Source organism: Nostoc sp. NMS9, from assembly GCF_017114995.1.
Lineage (GTDB): Bacteria > Cyanobacteriota > Cyanobacteriia > Cyanobacteriales > Nostocaceae > Nostoc.
Window position 1 is genome coordinate 88,377 of record NZ_JABXKL010000032.1, and the last position, 16,298, is coordinate 104,674.

Below are 16,298 nucleotides of genomic sequence, written 5' to 3' on the forward strand. Positions count from 1 at the left end.
AGGGGGGAAAAAAGAAATCTAGTTCCCTCCCCTTTATAAGGGGAGGGTTAGGGTGGGGTAAACCATTATGGCAACCTCGAAATAATCGCCTCCCAGGTTTTGGCATTTGTCCAATAAGCTCCGTGGGAACGGGGAAATGGTTGTCTGCTATCCACTCGCACATCCTGCACTCGCTCAGGAAAAATTCTATTACCCACGTAACTAAGAAAATCCCGTAAATCATAGATATTCAACCATTCCGGGAAATGCTCTGGCAATAACTGCCCATATTCTAAGCTGTAGAGGGCGTTAATCTCATATAAAAATGGTGCTTGGGAACCAACTGTTACCAATAATTCCACCTGAGACAACTGTTGCTGCACTAGCAAATCTACACAAGCGATACCTCCCAAACTATGGGCGATTAAAACCACTGGCGGTTCTGCTTGGACAATTTGTTCCTGGATAAATGCCCTGATTTTTTCACCCCGCGTCTGATACAACAAAATATCACCAGGCATAGGCGAGACTTTATCAGTTAACTCAAGGCGGTTTCCTCTGACATAATTTGTTCCGATTGGCAACGCTAGTCCAATAAGTGGCTTTAATAACCAGCCACCCAATCCTAACTCCGCCTCTGTCAAAGCCAGAGTCAGCAATTCCACAACTTTATCCCGCAATTGGGCATCGGTGAGTATGGGGGGAAATTTTTCTTGCTGTTCGCTAATAAACATTGCTTGAGCGACAATTGCTCTAGCTATTGGTGCATAATATTCACTCAAATCAGATTCGGAAACTGTAAGCAATGCCCGTTCATACGGTTCACTGTGGATAACCGCCTCTCGTGCTGGCTCAAATACCTCTGCAATTCCCGCCTCTTGCAACTTAGCTTGCAGTTGAGATCCCGGAGTGAGACTCGCTACACGAGATTGTAAAACATCCCCTGGTTCTTCCCCAAAGGGATTTCCTGCCTCAATCGGTTTCAAAGACAACAGCCGTAATTCATACAGAGGATCGCGGTATAATTGCCCCCACAACACAATATCTGCGTCTTCTTCTCCTTGAGATAAAGCCAGTGTCGCATCTTCCAAGGGTACTGATGCCCGATTATCATTGAACTTTGCACCTAATCCACCCCAAAGACAAGGAGCAACTTTGATATCAGGACGTTGGGCGTGAATCTTTTGCTCAATTATCTGAAAGGTTTCGTTGTATTCTCGTTCCCTAATACCTGTGCCATGTACAAATATTACAGTGGTCATTGTGATATGGGTGGCTACGCCTACGCAAAGCTTTCCTCTGTATTATTCCTTACTACTTTCTCTGACACAAGTTGATTTCATTCACTTGGTTTATTAAAAACTTCTAAAATCTGTCGGCAAATCTGTTTGAGCTTCTCCTCGATTTCACTAGAAGGCGAAGATGCGCCGACAACACTCCAGTTTTCTACCGTAGAAAGTCGCCACGCTTCGCCGCGATGATCGAATCCAGCCACCTCCACGCCGATCGCCCGGCGGGAATTATTGATGGGATCTTGATAAAATCGGATTTGAATTAAAATACTACGACTTCGCCAAGATTTGCTAATCCCAGGAAAGTGAAAACCAATATCTATAGAATCTGGATCAACTAACTCCCTAGTTTCCGGGTCATTTTTCCAGGGTTTGAGATCGGATTTGGCATCAGGAAACTCGAATTTGAACAAATTAACCACTGTAGCAATGTTGCTGGCGAGTTCAAGGTTCGTTGCCTGTTCAGCTGCGTTCACTAAAAAACACTCCTATATTGCGTCGGCATCTTCGGGGATGTGAAGACAGAAAAACCGCCAGAAGGCTTATATGATTGGTGTTTCAGCTTATCAAGACCTTTAAGATTTAGCAACTCTAAATCATACTTCCCTAACAATTTTCGCTACTAACTAGAAGCCAAAAATCGCTTCTTGTTGGGACTGCCTAACACCTATTAAGTAATTGTACTTAAAAATTACTCAAAAGCAGACGGAACTCTGCTCTTTGGAGAAAATATCAAGATTTTCTGCAAAATCCTTGGCTGACAAGAACGATTGACTGCGCTAGCGATCTAAAATGACACTGTTAATCGGTAAACAAAAAGCAATTAAGTTCAATATATGGTGCGTCAACGCTCGATTTTTTCATTTTTCCTAGTACTATTGGCCACATTCCTGATTAGTTGTGGTGGCCCTGGTGTTGCGGTGGCACCTCCGACTTACACAGCAGTACAACTTGAAAAAATTCAGGCTTATGTTCCTGAAATTCAGGCTGTGCGCGATCGCTCAGAAGAATTGACAACTCTGATTAAAAAAGGTGATTGGATCAATGTGCGTAACTTTATACATGGCCCGATAACAGAAGCAAAGCTGAATCTGACTTATGTCACTCCCAACCTTCTACCCAAAGACCAACCCACAGCACGTCAAATAACGCGAGATTTTTTTAAAGACCTGGTTAAACTCGATAAAGCTACTAGTGCTGGCAATCCTCTAATTGCCTTGAATCAATCCCAAGCTGCTTTCGCAGAGATTGACAAATTCCTCCAACTGCTTCCGAAAACAGAAGAGAGTTAAGAGTTAGGAGTTAGGAGTTAGGAGTTAGGAATTTTTAACTTCTAACTTCTCACTCCTCACTTTAAGTACAAGTCATGAATGTAGTTATTATCGGTTGTGGTGTCGTTGGGGCTGTGATCGCTTACGAACTGAGTCAAGTTAAAGGGTTGAAAATCACAGTTTGCGATCGGCAAGCACCAGCACAAGCTTCCACGGGCGCTGCACTTGGCGTTTTAATGGGCGTAATCAGCCAAAAAATCAAGGGCAAAGCTTGGCAGATGCGACAAACTAGCATCCAACGCTATGAGACTTTGATTCCTGAACTAGAAGCTTTAACAGGTCGCAAAATTCCTTTTAATCGTCAGGGAATTCTCATGCTTTTGTCTGATTCCTCCCTAGAGGAGATGTCAGCATGGGAAAAGTTAGTAGAAATTCGCCACTCTCAAGGCTGGAATTTAGAAATTTGGGACACGGCTAAACTCGAGAATATCTGTCCTCAAGTCGATTTCTACGACGGGCTGCGCCTACGCGAAAAAGTTACTGGCGCTGTCTATTCTCCGCAAGATCGCCAGATCGATCCAACTGCCCTCACCTTAGCTTTAGTTGAGGCTGCCCAGCAAAATGGTGTAACTTTCAAATTTGGCGTGACTGTTTTGGATGCCCCAACCTCAACACCTGAATTTTGCAATCAACTTGAGACTACAGAAGGAAAAATAGCCGCTGATTGGTTTGTAATTGCAGCAGGATTAGGTTCAACACCCCTAACGGCAAAATTAAATCAGATAATTGATATCCGCCCCGTACTTGGGCAAGCCTTGCAAATGCGTGTGGGACATCGATTAGGCAATCCCGACTTCCAGCCAGCGATAACGGGTAACGATGTCCATATTGTTCCTGTGGGCGATGGAGATTATTGGGTAGGCGCAACAGTGGAATTTCCTAGCAAGGGCGATGAGATACCGCCAAATCAAGAACTATTGGAATCTATTAGAGAACAAGCGATCGCATTTTGTCCAGAATTAGCCACAGCAACTATTCTCCGCACCTGGTCGGGGTTACGTCCCCGCCCTGAAGGACGCCCGGCCCCAGTTATTGGTAAGTTGCCAGGGTTTAGTAACGTCCTCCTAGCTACCGGACACTATCGTAACGGCGTTTTACTAGCACCCGCTACAGCTTATGCGATTCGTGAGATGATTATTTCTCAGGGAGCAGGGGGATGAGGGGGAGCAGGGGAGGCAGAGGAGCAGAGGAGCAGAGGAGTAGCAGAAGAATAACAAACAATACTCAATGCCCAATTCCCTATGCCCCATGCCCCATGCCCAATTCCCAATGCCCAATATAGGAAAATAACGTGTCAATAAAAGAACATAAAATCAATGTAGATTCACTGGAATGGTTTTATCGGGAATCTTTACCAATCGGTAGAAGTGACTTAGCACCTGTGGTGTTGCTACACGGCTTAGTTTCACAAAGTTACAGTTGGCGTCATATTATACCTGCTTTGGCGAATCAGGGGACAAGAGCGATCGCTCCAGATTGGATTGGTTACGGCTTTTCTGCCAAACCAGAAAAACGAGATTTTGCTTACACTCCCGATGCTTTTATCACAGCTTTAGAAGGATTTATTAAATCCCTAGAACTTGAACATTTTTCTTTAGTTGTCCAAGGCTTTTTAGGTTCTGTAGGACTACAATATGCTTTGCGTCATCCAGAACAAATTGCTAATTTAGCTATTTTAAATACACCAATTTCAACTGCTGCTAAATTACCCTGGAAAATTAAACAAATGGGTTTACCTTTAGCAGGTGAAGTCATGACCCAAGACCCCTTGTTAGTCGATCGGACACTAGAAGGTGGAAGCCGTTATCGCATAGGAGATAAGGATTTAGATATTTATCGAAAACCATTTTTAACCGCTTCTTCATCTGGTCGAAGTCTCTTAGCAAGTATTCGCAATTTACAGCTTGATTCAGCCATGACAGAAATACAAACTGGCTTTAAAGAATGGCAACAACCAATTCTGATTCAATGGGGTATGATTGACCCTTGGCTACCTGTAGACATTGCTGAAAACTTTGCCAATTCCGTACCAAATACCGAATTAATAAAACTTAATAACGTCGGACATTATCCTCAAGAACACTACCACGAGGCGATTTTGGAAGATCTTTTACCCTTTGTGCGTCGTAAAGATGCTCATTGACAATATAGCTCTGGCAAAAATCGATATTATAAAAATGAATGTCAGAATTCCGGAGTCAGAATTCAGAATTCAGGAATCAGAATCAATTAGTGGAGGATGCAAAATTATCACTGTAGTCCACTAAATGGAAGATTGAGTGGCAGAATTCAAATGTTATTTCTTGTTAAAACTCCATCCTTTAACGGGTGGAATATTCTAAATTCTGAATTCTGGCTCCTGACTACTTTTTATTACCATTAAAAATGGATCGCAACCACAAGTAAAGGAGATTATGATTCATGGCTTATTCATGGTTTAAAGCCTTTCATATTGTCGGATTTGTAGTTTGGTTCGCTGGTTTATTCTACCTAGTACGTCTTTTTATCTATCACGTTGAAGCGAACCTTGAACCTGAACCAGCACAAACGATACTGAAAAATCAGTATCAAATTATGGAAAAGCGCCTTTACTATATCATCACTAACCCAGGAATGTTTGTGACGATCGCAATGGCCATCGGTTTAGTAAGCACTGAACCGGATATTTTAAAAGAGGGTTGGTTGCATATCAAACTGCTGTTTGTGGTTATTTTAATTGGCTATCATCATTACTGCGCTCGGCTGATGAAGAAATTAGCAGTAAATGAATGTCGCTGGAATAGTCAGCAATTACGTGCTTTAAATGAAGCGCCTACAGTTATGTTAGTAGCGATCGTTTTGCTGGCTGTGTTTAAGAATAATCTACCTACAGATATTGCTGCCTGGGCTATTTTCGCCATGATTATTTTGATGGCAGTCACTATTCAACTTTACGCCAAAAAACGCAGACAGGATAAAGAGAAACTGACGGCACAGATAGGGCAACCACAAGAACAAAGTTAGACAAAGTAAGGTAGCACAGCTGGGCTACCTTACTAAATCTTGCATCACAACAATAAATGCTACCAATTAACCATTACCTTATCCTGGAAATGTTTACAGTAAATCATCCCCAGGAATCACGGTAGTGTAAAAAGTATATTTGCGATTAGCCACATAACGGCGGTCTTGTTTAATAATCGCCATAAACTCTCTATGTCCCTCACGGCTACGTCCCACTAAACAACCTGCACTGGCAAGACGAATATCATTCTGGGGAAAATCAAAGCCGTAGTGTTGATTCACATAAAAATTATCACCTGTATCAAGCTTGTCGCCAGTTCGTTTAAAATCTTGGTTGAAATCTCTACAAACTGTTATATCTCCAACTTGCACTAACGCTTCATGAGGCTCTGCTGTGCCGTGAGTACCCACAGCCCAAGCTTTGTATTGTCCAAACTGAATCCTAGCTGCTCCTTTGGGATTCATCGGATTATAAGTGTAGTACCTCCCTGGTTCTGTAGTCGCTTCCCAGTGATCTACGATTTTGGGAACACCATTTACTACTTCAATCACAATCCGCCGATCATTGAATTGATTGGGTGTATCACTATTGAGAGTCCAGTCTCTATTGATACCCTCTACATAAACAATGTTGTATTCTTTGGGATTGGTAAATACCTGATAACCTTTGGATAGCATATATTTCACAATCTTACTAGCGATGTCATTGCCTAGTTTTAAAGGGGGTTTAGGAAGATCATCTATTTTGGTTTCAATTAGTTTCTTGGCTGTGACTGCTCCTAAAAAGCCACTCTCTTCAGTCTTTATTAATTCTTGAAACTTTTTGAGCGATATCACAGATACAGGGCCAAATTTACCATCGGCTGGAGGTTCCAGCAAACCTAAGCCGATTAACAATATCTGAATCTGACGAGCCAAGTCTGCATCTTCTGCGATCGCATCAAACGACCATTTCTCATCTTTTCCCAAGAAATCTTGTAGTTTCATTATGCACCTGCTTTCATTTACTGAGTTCTAAGTATAAACATCATTTTAAAAACTGATGTCGTCTCAAACTATACTCTAACCTGAAATATGATGTCATCTGGAGTCTGCGATCGCACGCACATTGCCTGAATGCAATCCTTGATACAGGCTACATTATTAATTAACTTAATTTCTCTGCTGCGCGTCCAAGCAGCAAATCGTCGTCAGACATCGCCTCTGTAAAACCCCAAATGACTAACGAAGAACTGCTGGAAATTATTGAAAAAGCTGCCAAAGACAAGGTAACAGAATTAGACTTTTCTGGCAAAGGCTTAACAACGCTGCCACCGGAATTTGGACAACTCACCAACCTGCGATCGCTCAACCTCTACAACAATCAACTGAGCAGTCTGTCACCGGAAATTGGACAACTTACTAACCTGCAATCGCTCAACTTCAACCACAATCAACTGAGCAGTCTGCCACCAAAAATTGGACAACTCACTAACCTGCGATTGCTCGACCTCAACAACAATCGACTGAGCAGTCTGCCACCAGAATTTGGACAACTCACCAACCTGCAATCCCTCTACCTCAGCAGTAATCAACTGAGCAGTCTGCCACCGGAAATTGGCCAACTCACCAACCTGCAAACCCTCCACCTCTTCAGAAATCAACTGAGCAGTCTGCCACCGGAAATTGGCCAACTCACCAACCTGCAATCTCTCGATCTCCGCAGAAATCAACTGAGCAGTCTGCCACCGAAATTTGGACAACTCACCAACCTGCAATCTCTCTACCTCGAAAACAATCAACTGAGCAGTCTGCCACCGAGATTTGGACAACTCACCAACCTGCAAACCCTCTACCTCAGCAGAAATCAACTGAGCAATCTGCCACCAGAATTTGGACAACTCACCAACCTGCAATTTCTCTACCTCGAAAACAATCAATTGAGCAGTCTGCCACTGGAAATCAGGCAAATGTCAAACCTGAAAAAGCTGGATCTTCGTAAAAATCCACTCCCCATTCCGCCAGAGATTTTGGGGCCGAAGGATTTATCCGAAAATCCGGGTGATGTGAGTGAAATTCTCGATTTCTATTTTCGGGTGCAAGACCCAACCGAAACCGAACCTTTCTACGAAGCAAAATTCTTGATTATTGGCGAAGGAGGAGCCGGTAAAACTTCTTTAGCCAAGAAAATTGCAGATGAAAACTACAAACTCCAGCTAGAAGAGAAATCAACCGCAGGAATTGACGTGATCCAGTGGCACTTTACACAACCCAATGGTAAAGATTTTCGCGTCAACATCTGGGATTTTGGCGGTCAGGAAATCTACCATCAAACCCATCAGTTTTTCCTCAGCAAGCGATCGCTCTATGCCTTAGTTGCTGACACTCGCAAAGAAAACACTGACTTTTACTGGTGGCTAAAGGTTGTCGAACTCTTGAGCGACAAAAGTCCAGTTTTTATCATCAAAAACGAAAAACAAGACCGTCAGTGCGAAGTCAATGGGGGTCAGTTACGAGGAGAATTCAGCAATCTGGAGAAAATACTGGCAACCAATTTAGATACTAATCGCGGTTTAGCAGAGATTAAAGATGCTATTCAGCTATACATCAGCAGGCTTGACCATGTTGGTACACCTCTACCAAAACTCTGGGTAAGAGTCAGAGCCGCTCTAGAGAACGATTCCCGAAATTACATCAGCTTTGAAGAATACTGTAACCTTTGCCAAGTCAATAATTTAACTGACCGTAAAGACATGAAACGCTTGAGTAGCTATTTACATGACCTCGGCGTTTGCCTCCACTTTCAAGACGATTCTACACTCAAACACCACGTCATCCTCAAACCGGAATGGGGTACAACTGCCGTCTACAAAGTTTTGGACAGTTATACTGTCAAGCAAAAGCTAGGTTGTTTTACCAAGGAAAACCTCAAAGATATTTGGAAAAGCGGCGAATATGCAGATATGCGAGATGAACTCCTGCAATTAATGATGCGGTTCAAGCTTTGCTACGAAATTCCTGGCCGCCGTGACACTTATATTGCCCCGCAATTGCTTTCTATTGAAAAAGCTGATTATACCTGGGACGATCGCAACAACCTGATCCTGCGCTACACCTATACATTCATGCCCAAAGGCATCCTCACCCGCTTTATTGTCGAGACGCACCCTTGGATTGAACAGCAAAAACTCGTTTGGAAAAACGGTGTTGTTCTCAACAAAGACCAAACTCGTGCAGAAGTCATTGAAAACTATAATCAACGGGAAATTAAAATCCGTGTAGCTGGAAACCGCAAAAAAGAATTGATGGCTGTTGTCACCCATGAACTCGAAAAAATCCACAACTCTTACGAACGTTTGCAATATCAAACTTTAGTTCCTTGTAACTGCGAAACTTGTAAAAATCTGCCCACCCCTTATTCCTACTCTCTGGAAAAACTCAACAAACGTTTGAACGCTGGTCGTTACCAAATTGAGTGCGAAAACAGCTATGAAATGGTAGATGTCCGCAGATTAATTGATGATGTCATGTTCCAAAGCTTTAGAGCAGAGAGAGAACTCAACCCACAGTTTGCACAGTTGCAAAGCGAACTGGAGCAAGAGAGAAACGAATTGTTGACGCATCAGTTACAAGATAGCAAGCAGCAAGAAAAACGCATCATGAATAGTCAATCTGCAATGGAATTCGAGAAAGAAATTTTTATCTCTTATGCTTGGGGTGGAGAGAGTGAGCAATTTGTCAATCAACTGGATGAGACTTTACAGGCAAAAGGAATCAAAATCATCCGGGACAAACGCGATTTGGGCTACAAAGGACTAATTAAAGCCTTCATGGAACGGATTGGACGCGGTAAATGTGCGATCGCAGTTATTAGTGACAAGTATTTAAAGTCTCCCAATTGTATGTTTGAGCTAGTGCAAATTGCTAAAAATGGAGAATTTTATGATCGAATTTTCCCTATTGTGTTATCAGATGCCCAAATTTATAAACCGATTGCAAGACTTAAATATATTAAGCATTGGGAAGAAGAAATTAAAGAATTAGACGAAGCTATGAAAGAAGTTGGTGCAGCTAATTTACAAGGATTTCGTGAAGAAATTGACCAATACACTGAGATTCGCAACACGATCGCGGAACTGACTAACCTGCTAAAAGATATGAACACGCTCACCCCTGATATTCACAGCGAATCAGACTTTGAGTCATTGCTGAATGCGATCGCACGCCGTTTAGATGAGTAAAAATAACCCATTGGTTGAGCTTAGAGGTTGAGCAATGTCTCCGATGAGCTAGACCTACGCCCTTTTAGCTCGACAATTTGTATTCTGAGGTGCAAGCTTTAAGTTCAGAATTAGAATGATGAGGGTTAAAGGCGCAACTTTGAGGATAAAAAGCGCAACTTCGAGGGTTAAAGGTGCAACTTCGAGGATTAAAGGCTCAACTTCGAGGGTTAAAAGTGCAATTTCGAGGATAAAAAGCGCAGTTTCGAGGATTAAAGGTGCAACTTCGAGGGTTAAAGGTCAAGCGATCGCCTTTTTAACTGGACAATTGGTGTTCAAAGGTGCAACTTACGAGTTCTGAGGCGCAATGATGAAGCTTTGAAGGCGATCGCTCGCCTTTTTAACTGGACAATTGGTGTTCAAAGGTGCAACTTCCGAGTTCAAAGGCGCAATGATGAAGCTTTGAGGTGCAGCGATCGCATCATTAACAACAGGCGATCGCACATCGTTGAGATGAATAAGACTGAGAATATTTTACCCACCAAATAAACGTTTCCAGATTCCCACTCCCAGTTTTGCAATCCCTTGCTTTAGCTTCCCTTGAGTCAACAGCCCAATCCCCAGGTTATAGTGAGCGGATGCATAGTTTGGGTCGATTTGCAGAGCTTGTTGGTAGGCGGCAATCGCTTCTTCCAACTTCCCTTGATGGTACAGCGCTATCCCCAAGTTATTGTAAGCGTTTGCCAAGTTTGGGTCGATTTGCAGAGCTGTTTGGTAGGCGGTGATCGCTTCAGAGAACTTCCCTTGATTTTTCAGCGCTATCCCCAGGTTATAGTGAGCAATTGCAAAGTTTGGGTCGATTTGCAAAGCTCTTTGGTAGGCGGTGATCGCTTCAGAGAACTTCCCTTGACCATACAGCGCTAACCCCAAGTTATTATGAGCGTTTGCCAAGTTTGGGTCGATTTGCAGGGCTTTTTGGTAGGCGGCAATCGCTTCTTTGAGCTTCCGTTGATCGTACAGCGCAATCCCCAGGTTATGGTAAGCGTCTACATAGTTTGGGTCGATTTGCAGGGCTTGGCGATACGCGGTGATCGCTTCCTCTTGCTTTCCTTGACCGTACAGCATAATCCCCAGGAAATAGTGAGCGTCTGCATAGTTTGGGTCGATTTGCAGGGCTTTTTGGAAGGCGGCGATCGCTTTTTTGTGCTTACCTTGTAGACTCAGCACTAACCCCAGGTTAAAGTGAGCTATTGCATCGTTTGGGTCGAGGTGCAAGGCTTTTTGGAAAGCGGCGATTGCTTCTTCATACTTGCCTTGTAGAGCTAGCGCTGACCCCAGGTTATAGTGAGCGTTTACACAGTTTGAGTCGAGGTGCAGGGCTTGGCGATACATGGCGATTGCTTCCTCTTGCTTGCCTTGGTCTTTCAAGGCAATCCCCAGATTATTGTGAGCTCTTGCATAGTTTGGGTCGATTTGCAGGGCTTTTTGGTAGGCGGCAATCGCTTCAGAGAACTTCCCTTGATCGGACAGCGTAATCCCCAGTGCATTATGAGCATATACAGAGTTTGGGTGAAGGCTTAGGGCTTCTTTGTATTTGAGGGCTGCTTCCTCTAAGTTTTTAGCTTCGCGCAAATGATCGGCTTCGTTGATCAGGCTTGTGACTCGATATTGAGATTCTTCCAGTTCTTGGGTTGTTTGCTTGGGGGGTGAGGAATTGGAGTTTGCAATTAATCGTACTGCCTCCCTAATTCCCTTAACAACTTCTAAGAATGCCTCGTCTCGATCATTCCAGCTTTTTATCGGTTTGCGATTACTAGGCAGTGGAGACAGTTCATTAATGGGAGGAGTTTCCCAATCCGCATAGCGTAGCAACACTGGGATAACACGAGCCTTGTTAGTTGCATTCTGTTCTAACGCTCGTGTAACTTCAACTGTCCAGTGATAATCAGAATTCATGAAATCAGAACTGATTAGTAGTAGGATAAGTCCAGCCTGGTTTAAATGCTCATCTATTTCGCCTTTGATTTCTTGCCCAGCGACGATTTTGCGATCGTTCCAACTTGTAATAATGTTTTCCCGACGCAAAGACGCTAAATGCTTCTCTAACTCTTGGCGCAGTTCTTCATCTTTTTGGTGGTAAGAAATAAAAACTTCAATAGACTTGATTGAGGGCATGGCGATACTGTCGCTGTTTTAAAATATAACTACAAAAGTTTTTGCTCGGATTCCTCAAGCTGCTGCTCTAATCTATTTTGTTCTGTTTGGGCTTCCTGAATTTGCACTTCTAGTTTCCACTTTATAGATACATCAGTTTCAATGGCGTATGCTTGGCGCAGCCGACCTAATTTTGTGCTAGCCAGGTCATACTGTTGTTGTAGTGAATCCCGTTCTTGCTCTAATCGGCGGCGCTGGCGTTCAGTTAAACCCCCACTCGTTGTAGGAGGGTTAGAAGTCGCAGGTGTAGTAGTTCCAGAAGCAGTTGAGGAGGGTTTAGATTTAGCAATATCTTCCACTACTCTACGAATCCCTTGAGCGACATTTAAAAAAGCCTCATCTTGGTCTTGCCAGGTTGTAATCGGTTTAGCATTTTTGGGAAGTGCTTGTAGTTTACCAAAAGGCGCATCATTCCAGTCTGAGGGCTTGAGAATAATGGGAATTACACGAGCTTCCTGCGTTTCATGTCGTTCCATTGCTTGTGTCATTTCTATGTCGTAACAATAATCTGAAGCCAGAAAGTCAGCACTCACTAGCAGCAGAATGATATCTGCAACTTCAAGATTTTCATCGATGGCATTTGCCCATTCACTGCCGGGACTGATTTCGCGATCGTGCCAAGCTTCAATAACTCCTTGACGTTTCATCATGCTCAGATGAGTTGCTAATTTGTCACGCAAAACTTCATCTTCGTGGGCATAGGAAAAAAATACTTTAACTGCATTAGACATATTTTTGAATCTACTTGATTAAATAGCTGTATAAGAGTATGTAAGTTAATTTTCCCAAAATAAAAGCCCAAACGGAGAATATTTATTTAACGTGAGTCTCCAACGGCTTATATTATGTCTGTCTAATACTATTTCTTTGTGAGGCTGCGCCAAACCCTCTTAACTTCTTCTTTCTTTCTTTCTTTCTTTGTGTCCTTTGTGTCCTTTGCGTCCTTTGCGGTTCGTTTTTTTTTCTTGTATTTAAGTATGGTTTAGCGCATCTTCATACAGAATTGGTATAATCAGCCTAATAAAAAGACCTCTCCCTGGTTTTACTAAGCAAAATCTGTCCCTCCGATGCGGAGAGGGACAGACTTGAACAAAAATTCAAGGTATGAAGAGGTTTGATAACTAATTATTTGATTTGGGAATGTGCATCTTGTCCATCCCAACAGACTAAGGTAGGTGTTGCTATGCTTTTAGTCTGGTAGGCGTTTTTGACACCAACCCAGTTACTAGCAATTGGCATTCGCCAACCGGTTCCAAAGGCGCGATCGGTGATTTTCAAGCCGGGGGGTGCTTGTCGCCGCTTAAATTCAGCCCGCGCCACCATTTGAATTACTCTGTCTACAATCACCGCATCGTGACCGGCTGCAACAATTTGCGCTGCTGATTGGTGATTGTGAATCAGGCGTTGCAAAATATCGTCCAAAATTTCGTAAGGCGGTAGAGAGTCTTGATCTACTTGGCCTGGTTTGAGTTCGGCGCTGGGTGCTTTAGTCAAAACGTTTTGCGGGATGATTTCATTATTGCGATTTAACCATTGGCAAAGTGAATACACACGGGTTTTAGGAACATCTGCAATCACTGCTAACCCGCCATTCATATCGCCGTAGAGTGTACAGTAACCAACTGCCATTTCTGACTTGTTACCAGTAGATAAAAGCAGATAGCCAAATTTATTAGCGATCGCCATTAATAAATTACCGCGAATCCGAGACTGTATATTCTCTTCAGCCAGTCCAAACTCAGTACCCGCAAACAAATCATCTAATGTTTGATCGAAGCCTTGCATTAACTCGCCAATTGGTAAAAGATTAGTCTTAATCCCCAAATTTTCGGCTAACGCCACAGCATCACTGATGGAATGCTCGGAACTGTAAGGGGAAGGCATGAGAACACCAAGGACATTTTCTTTACCAAGTGCAGCGGTTGCGATCGCAGCTACTATTGCAGAGTCAATCCCGCCACTTAAACCCAACACTACTTTAGAAAAGCGACACTTGCGGGCGTAATCTCGCACTCCCAAAACCAACGCTTGCCAAATTTCTTCATCTTCCGATTCATACATCGGTGCTATAGAACCCAACTGCAAATCACGTTGCGCCTCGTCAAATTCTACTATTAATAAATCAGTATCAAAACCACGGGCGCGACACATAATTTCACCTTGACGATTCAAGGCAAAACTACGCCCATCAAAAATTAGATCGTCATTTCCCCCAACCTGATTAGCGTAAATCATCGGTTGTTGAAAACGCACTGCACTATGCCTGAGCATGATTTCGCGGAACTGTTGCTTACCAGCTGTGTAGGGCGAAGCAGACAAATTTACAGTCAAATCTACACCCAAAATTGCTAAGTCAGCAATCGGATTCACTGTATAACTACGTTTGCCCCAAAATTCCTCATCGTTCCATAAATCTTCGCAAATGGTTACGCCAATATGGATATCATCGAGAGTGAAATAATTAGCTTGCAAGCCTTCTTCAAAATAGCGACGTTCGTCAAAGACATCGTAAGTAGGCAAAAGTCGCTTGTGAAAAACTTGCTTAACCTTGCCATTCTCTAACAAAGCTATGCTGTTAAATAATGTTTTACCGCCACTAATATGTGCTTTGAGGTTCGGTTCAACAGTTCCTACCAACACAGCTAAATTTGGTGGTAAATCCTGAGCCAAGCTTTGTAAAGTGATGCCCATCGCTTCCACAAAACTAGGATTTAGTAATAAATCTCTTGGTGGATAGCCACACAAAGAAAGTTCTGGTGTCAACAACAAACGCGCACCGCTAGATGCTGCTCGTTGTGCCGCTTCCAGGATTTTTTGGGCATTTAAAAGCAAATCACCGATAGTAGGATTAATTTGAGCGATCGCAATTTTCATTTTTGGTTAGTTAGGAGTTAGGAGCTAGGAGTTAGGAGTTAAGAGTAAAAACTAATTGTTTTGACTTTTAACTTTCAACTCTATGTAGCAGTTCATTAAATAAACACTAAAGGTTTATCCTTTAAGGGAGCAAAAGCTTCGGCGTCAAACTTATACAAACTAGCTGGACGACCAGCACCCCGTGATACCTTAATTCCGGTATCGCATAAAAAACCTAACTTGAGTAGACGCGCTCGAAAATTAGAATAATCGGAAAAGTTATCACCTAAAACTGTGGCGTATAACTGATATAAATCATTCAAGGTGAACATTTCTGGCAAGACTTCAAAAGCCACTGGGCTATACTCTAATTTATTTCGTAACCGCCTATGTCCATAAGCCAGAATTTCGTTATGGTCAAAAGCTAATTGCGGCACTTGTTTGACTGGATACCAAGCTATGCCAGTCATGCGATCGGCAATCAATTCGGCCTCTTCAAATCGCACTAGGGCAAAGTAACTAACTGATAGATAACGCACACCATAACTATCGGTTGCTTCCCGTGGATCGCGATTCGGCCCGCCAAATGTATACAGTTGTTCTAAATAGAGATTGTTGACCTTAATTTTCTCCGCCATAATGCGATAGGCGGCATCTTCTAAAGACTCTCCTGGACGTACCAAAGTACCGGGAAGACTCCAATGATTTAAAAATGGTTCTTGCTGTCGCATTACTAGTAGAACTAACAGCCGATTTTGTACAGTATCTACAGAAAAAATTACATTATCAACACCAACCTTGAAATCGGCCAAAGGTTGTTGGTTTAACGGAGTTGGTATCTTTTTTTGTGAACGTCCTGGCATTCGTACAAATGCTCTCGATTAATATAGGCAACTACAGGGGCTGTGAGGGCTTGGGGATCTCCATGTTCGCGGTACGCTGTTGAGGAAACATCTAGACCGGTCAGACTAGCGATCGCAATTTTCCCTCCCAGCTTTTGCACTACCTCTGAACTAGACTCATCTATTGCATATCCCGGTCGCGGTACAATCAGTAGTTGCACTTCCTGTAACAAATCTTCAATGCGATACCAACGTGGTAGCTGACTGAGTAAATCTGAACCAATAATCAACGTCAATTCAGTGTCTTCACCCCAAATAAGCTTTGCTTTTTCCACTGTTTCCAGTGTTCTGAAGCTGCTTAATTCTTGTTCCAAAGCAATATTGTGCCGTGGCGCGTCTATATCCGCAATTAACAGTCGCAACATTGCCGCCCGATGTTCTAAAAGTGTTTGATGAGACTTAAATGGATTATCCGCAGCCCAAACCGCTACCCAATCATAACGCTCAGACAACCAACTCAGAATTTTTTGATGTCCCGCAGTTGGTGGATCGGCACTAGTACCAAACAAAGCAATTCTCATCATC

General features: G+C 43.0%; 14 protein-coding genes. 5 read left to right on the forward strand and 9 right to left on the reverse strand.

Features of this window, described 5'->3' with window-relative positions; translation table 11 throughout:
* Positions 1-65: 65 nt before the first annotated feature.
* Both HWQ40_RS11115 and HWQ40_RS11120 read right to left on the reverse strand, forming a co-directional pair.
* The gene (locus HWQ40_RS11115) at positions 66-1,241 is read right to left on the reverse strand and encodes a hypothetical protein (RefSeq protein ID WP_292777666.1); all 1,176 of its coding nucleotides are present in this window, start codon (positions 1,239-1,241) and stop codon (positions 66-68) included.
* 77 nt (positions 1,242-1,318) lie between these two features.
* Positions 1,319-1,747, reverse strand: a complete 429-nt coding sequence (locus HWQ40_RS11120; protein ID WP_292777668.1) for a hypothetical protein — start codon at positions 1,745-1,747, stop codon at positions 1,319-1,321.
* Between the two features lie 360 nt (positions 1,748-2,107).
* On the opposite strand from HWQ40_RS11120, the gene psbQ reads away from it, so the two are divergent.
* The 4 genes from psbQ to hemJ all read left to right on the forward strand — a co-directional run bounded on the left by psbQ (position 2,108) and on the right by hemJ (position 5,605).
* Positions 2,108-2,563, forward strand: coding sequence for a photosystem II protein PsbQ (gene psbQ / locus HWQ40_RS11125; protein ID WP_292777669.1), 456 nt, complete (start codon positions 2,108-2,110; stop codon positions 2,561-2,563).
* 74 nt (positions 2,564-2,637) lie between these two features.
* The gene (locus HWQ40_RS11130) at positions 2,638-3,762 is read left to right on the forward strand and encodes an FAD-dependent oxidoreductase (RefSeq protein ID WP_292777670.1); all 1,125 of its coding nucleotides are present in this window, start codon (positions 2,638-2,640) and stop codon (positions 3,760-3,762) included.
* A 131-nt stretch (positions 3,763-3,893) separates the two neighbouring features.
* The gene (locus tag HWQ40_RS11135) at positions 3,894-4,745 is read left to right on the forward strand and encodes an alpha/beta fold hydrolase (protein ID WP_292777671.1); all 852 of its coding nucleotides are present in this window, start codon (positions 3,894-3,896) and stop codon (positions 4,743-4,745) included.
* A 278-nt stretch (positions 4,746-5,023) separates the two neighbouring features.
* Entirely contained in the window at positions 5,024-5,605 is a 582-nt protein-coding gene (gene hemJ / locus HWQ40_RS11140) for a protoporphyrinogen oxidase HemJ (RefSeq protein WP_292777673.1), read from the forward strand.
* 93 nt (positions 5,606-5,698) lie between these two features.
* Here hemJ and HWQ40_RS11145 read toward each other — a convergent pair whose 3' ends face one another.
* Positions 5,699-6,592, reverse strand: coding sequence for a peptidoglycan-binding protein (locus tag HWQ40_RS11145; protein ID WP_292777674.1), 894 nt, complete (start codon positions 6,590-6,592; stop codon positions 5,699-5,701).
* A 230-nt stretch (positions 6,593-6,822) separates the two neighbouring features.
* On the opposite strand from HWQ40_RS11145, the gene HWQ40_RS11150 reads away from it, so the two are divergent.
* Positions 6,823-9,825 carry a COR domain-containing protein gene (locus tag HWQ40_RS11150; RefSeq protein WP_292777675.1) on the forward strand — a complete coding sequence of 1,001 codons (3,003 nt, stop codon included), beginning with the start codon at positions 6,823-6,825 and terminating at the stop codon, positions 9,823-9,825.
* A gap of 327 nt (positions 9,826-10,152) precedes the next feature.
* Here HWQ40_RS11150 and HWQ40_RS11155 read toward each other — a convergent pair whose 3' ends face one another.
* From HWQ40_RS11155 to HWQ40_RS11180, 6 genes are all read right to left on the reverse strand, one after another.
* Positions 10,153-10,308 (reverse strand): hypothetical protein, encoded by a 156-nt coding sequence (locus HWQ40_RS11155; protein ID WP_292777678.1) that lies wholly within the window; start codon positions 10,306-10,308, stop codon positions 10,153-10,155.
* 30 nt (positions 10,309-10,338) lie between these two features.
* The gene (locus tag HWQ40_RS11160) at positions 10,339-11,979 is read right to left on the reverse strand and encodes a toll/interleukin-1 receptor domain-containing protein (RefSeq protein WP_292777680.1); all 1,641 of its coding nucleotides are present in this window, start codon (positions 11,977-11,979) and stop codon (positions 10,339-10,341) included.
* Positions 11,980-12,008: 29 nt separating this feature from the next.
* Entirely contained in the window at positions 12,009-12,749 is a 741-nt protein-coding gene (locus HWQ40_RS11165) for a toll/interleukin-1 receptor domain-containing protein (protein WP_292777682.1), read from the reverse strand.
* Between the two features lie 394 nt (positions 12,750-13,143).
* Positions 13,144-14,892 carry an NAD+ synthase gene (locus tag HWQ40_RS11170; RefSeq protein ID WP_292777683.1) on the reverse strand — a complete coding sequence of 583 codons (1,749 nt, stop codon included), beginning with the start codon at positions 14,890-14,892 and terminating at the stop codon, positions 13,144-13,146.
* 95 nt (positions 14,893-14,987) lie between these two features.
* Positions 14,988-15,734, reverse strand: a complete 747-nt coding sequence (locus tag HWQ40_RS11175; RefSeq protein ID WP_012411955.1) for an NUDIX domain-containing protein — start codon at positions 15,732-15,734, stop codon at positions 14,988-14,990.
* Positions 15,695-16,294 (reverse strand): nicotinate-nucleotide adenylyltransferase, encoded by a 600-nt coding sequence (locus tag HWQ40_RS11180; RefSeq protein ID WP_292778022.1) that lies wholly within the window; start codon positions 16,292-16,294, stop codon positions 15,695-15,697. The genes HWQ40_RS11175 and HWQ40_RS11180 overlap by 40 nt, the downstream gene beginning before the upstream one ends.
* Between the last annotated feature and the right edge of the window lie 4 nt (positions 16,295-16,298).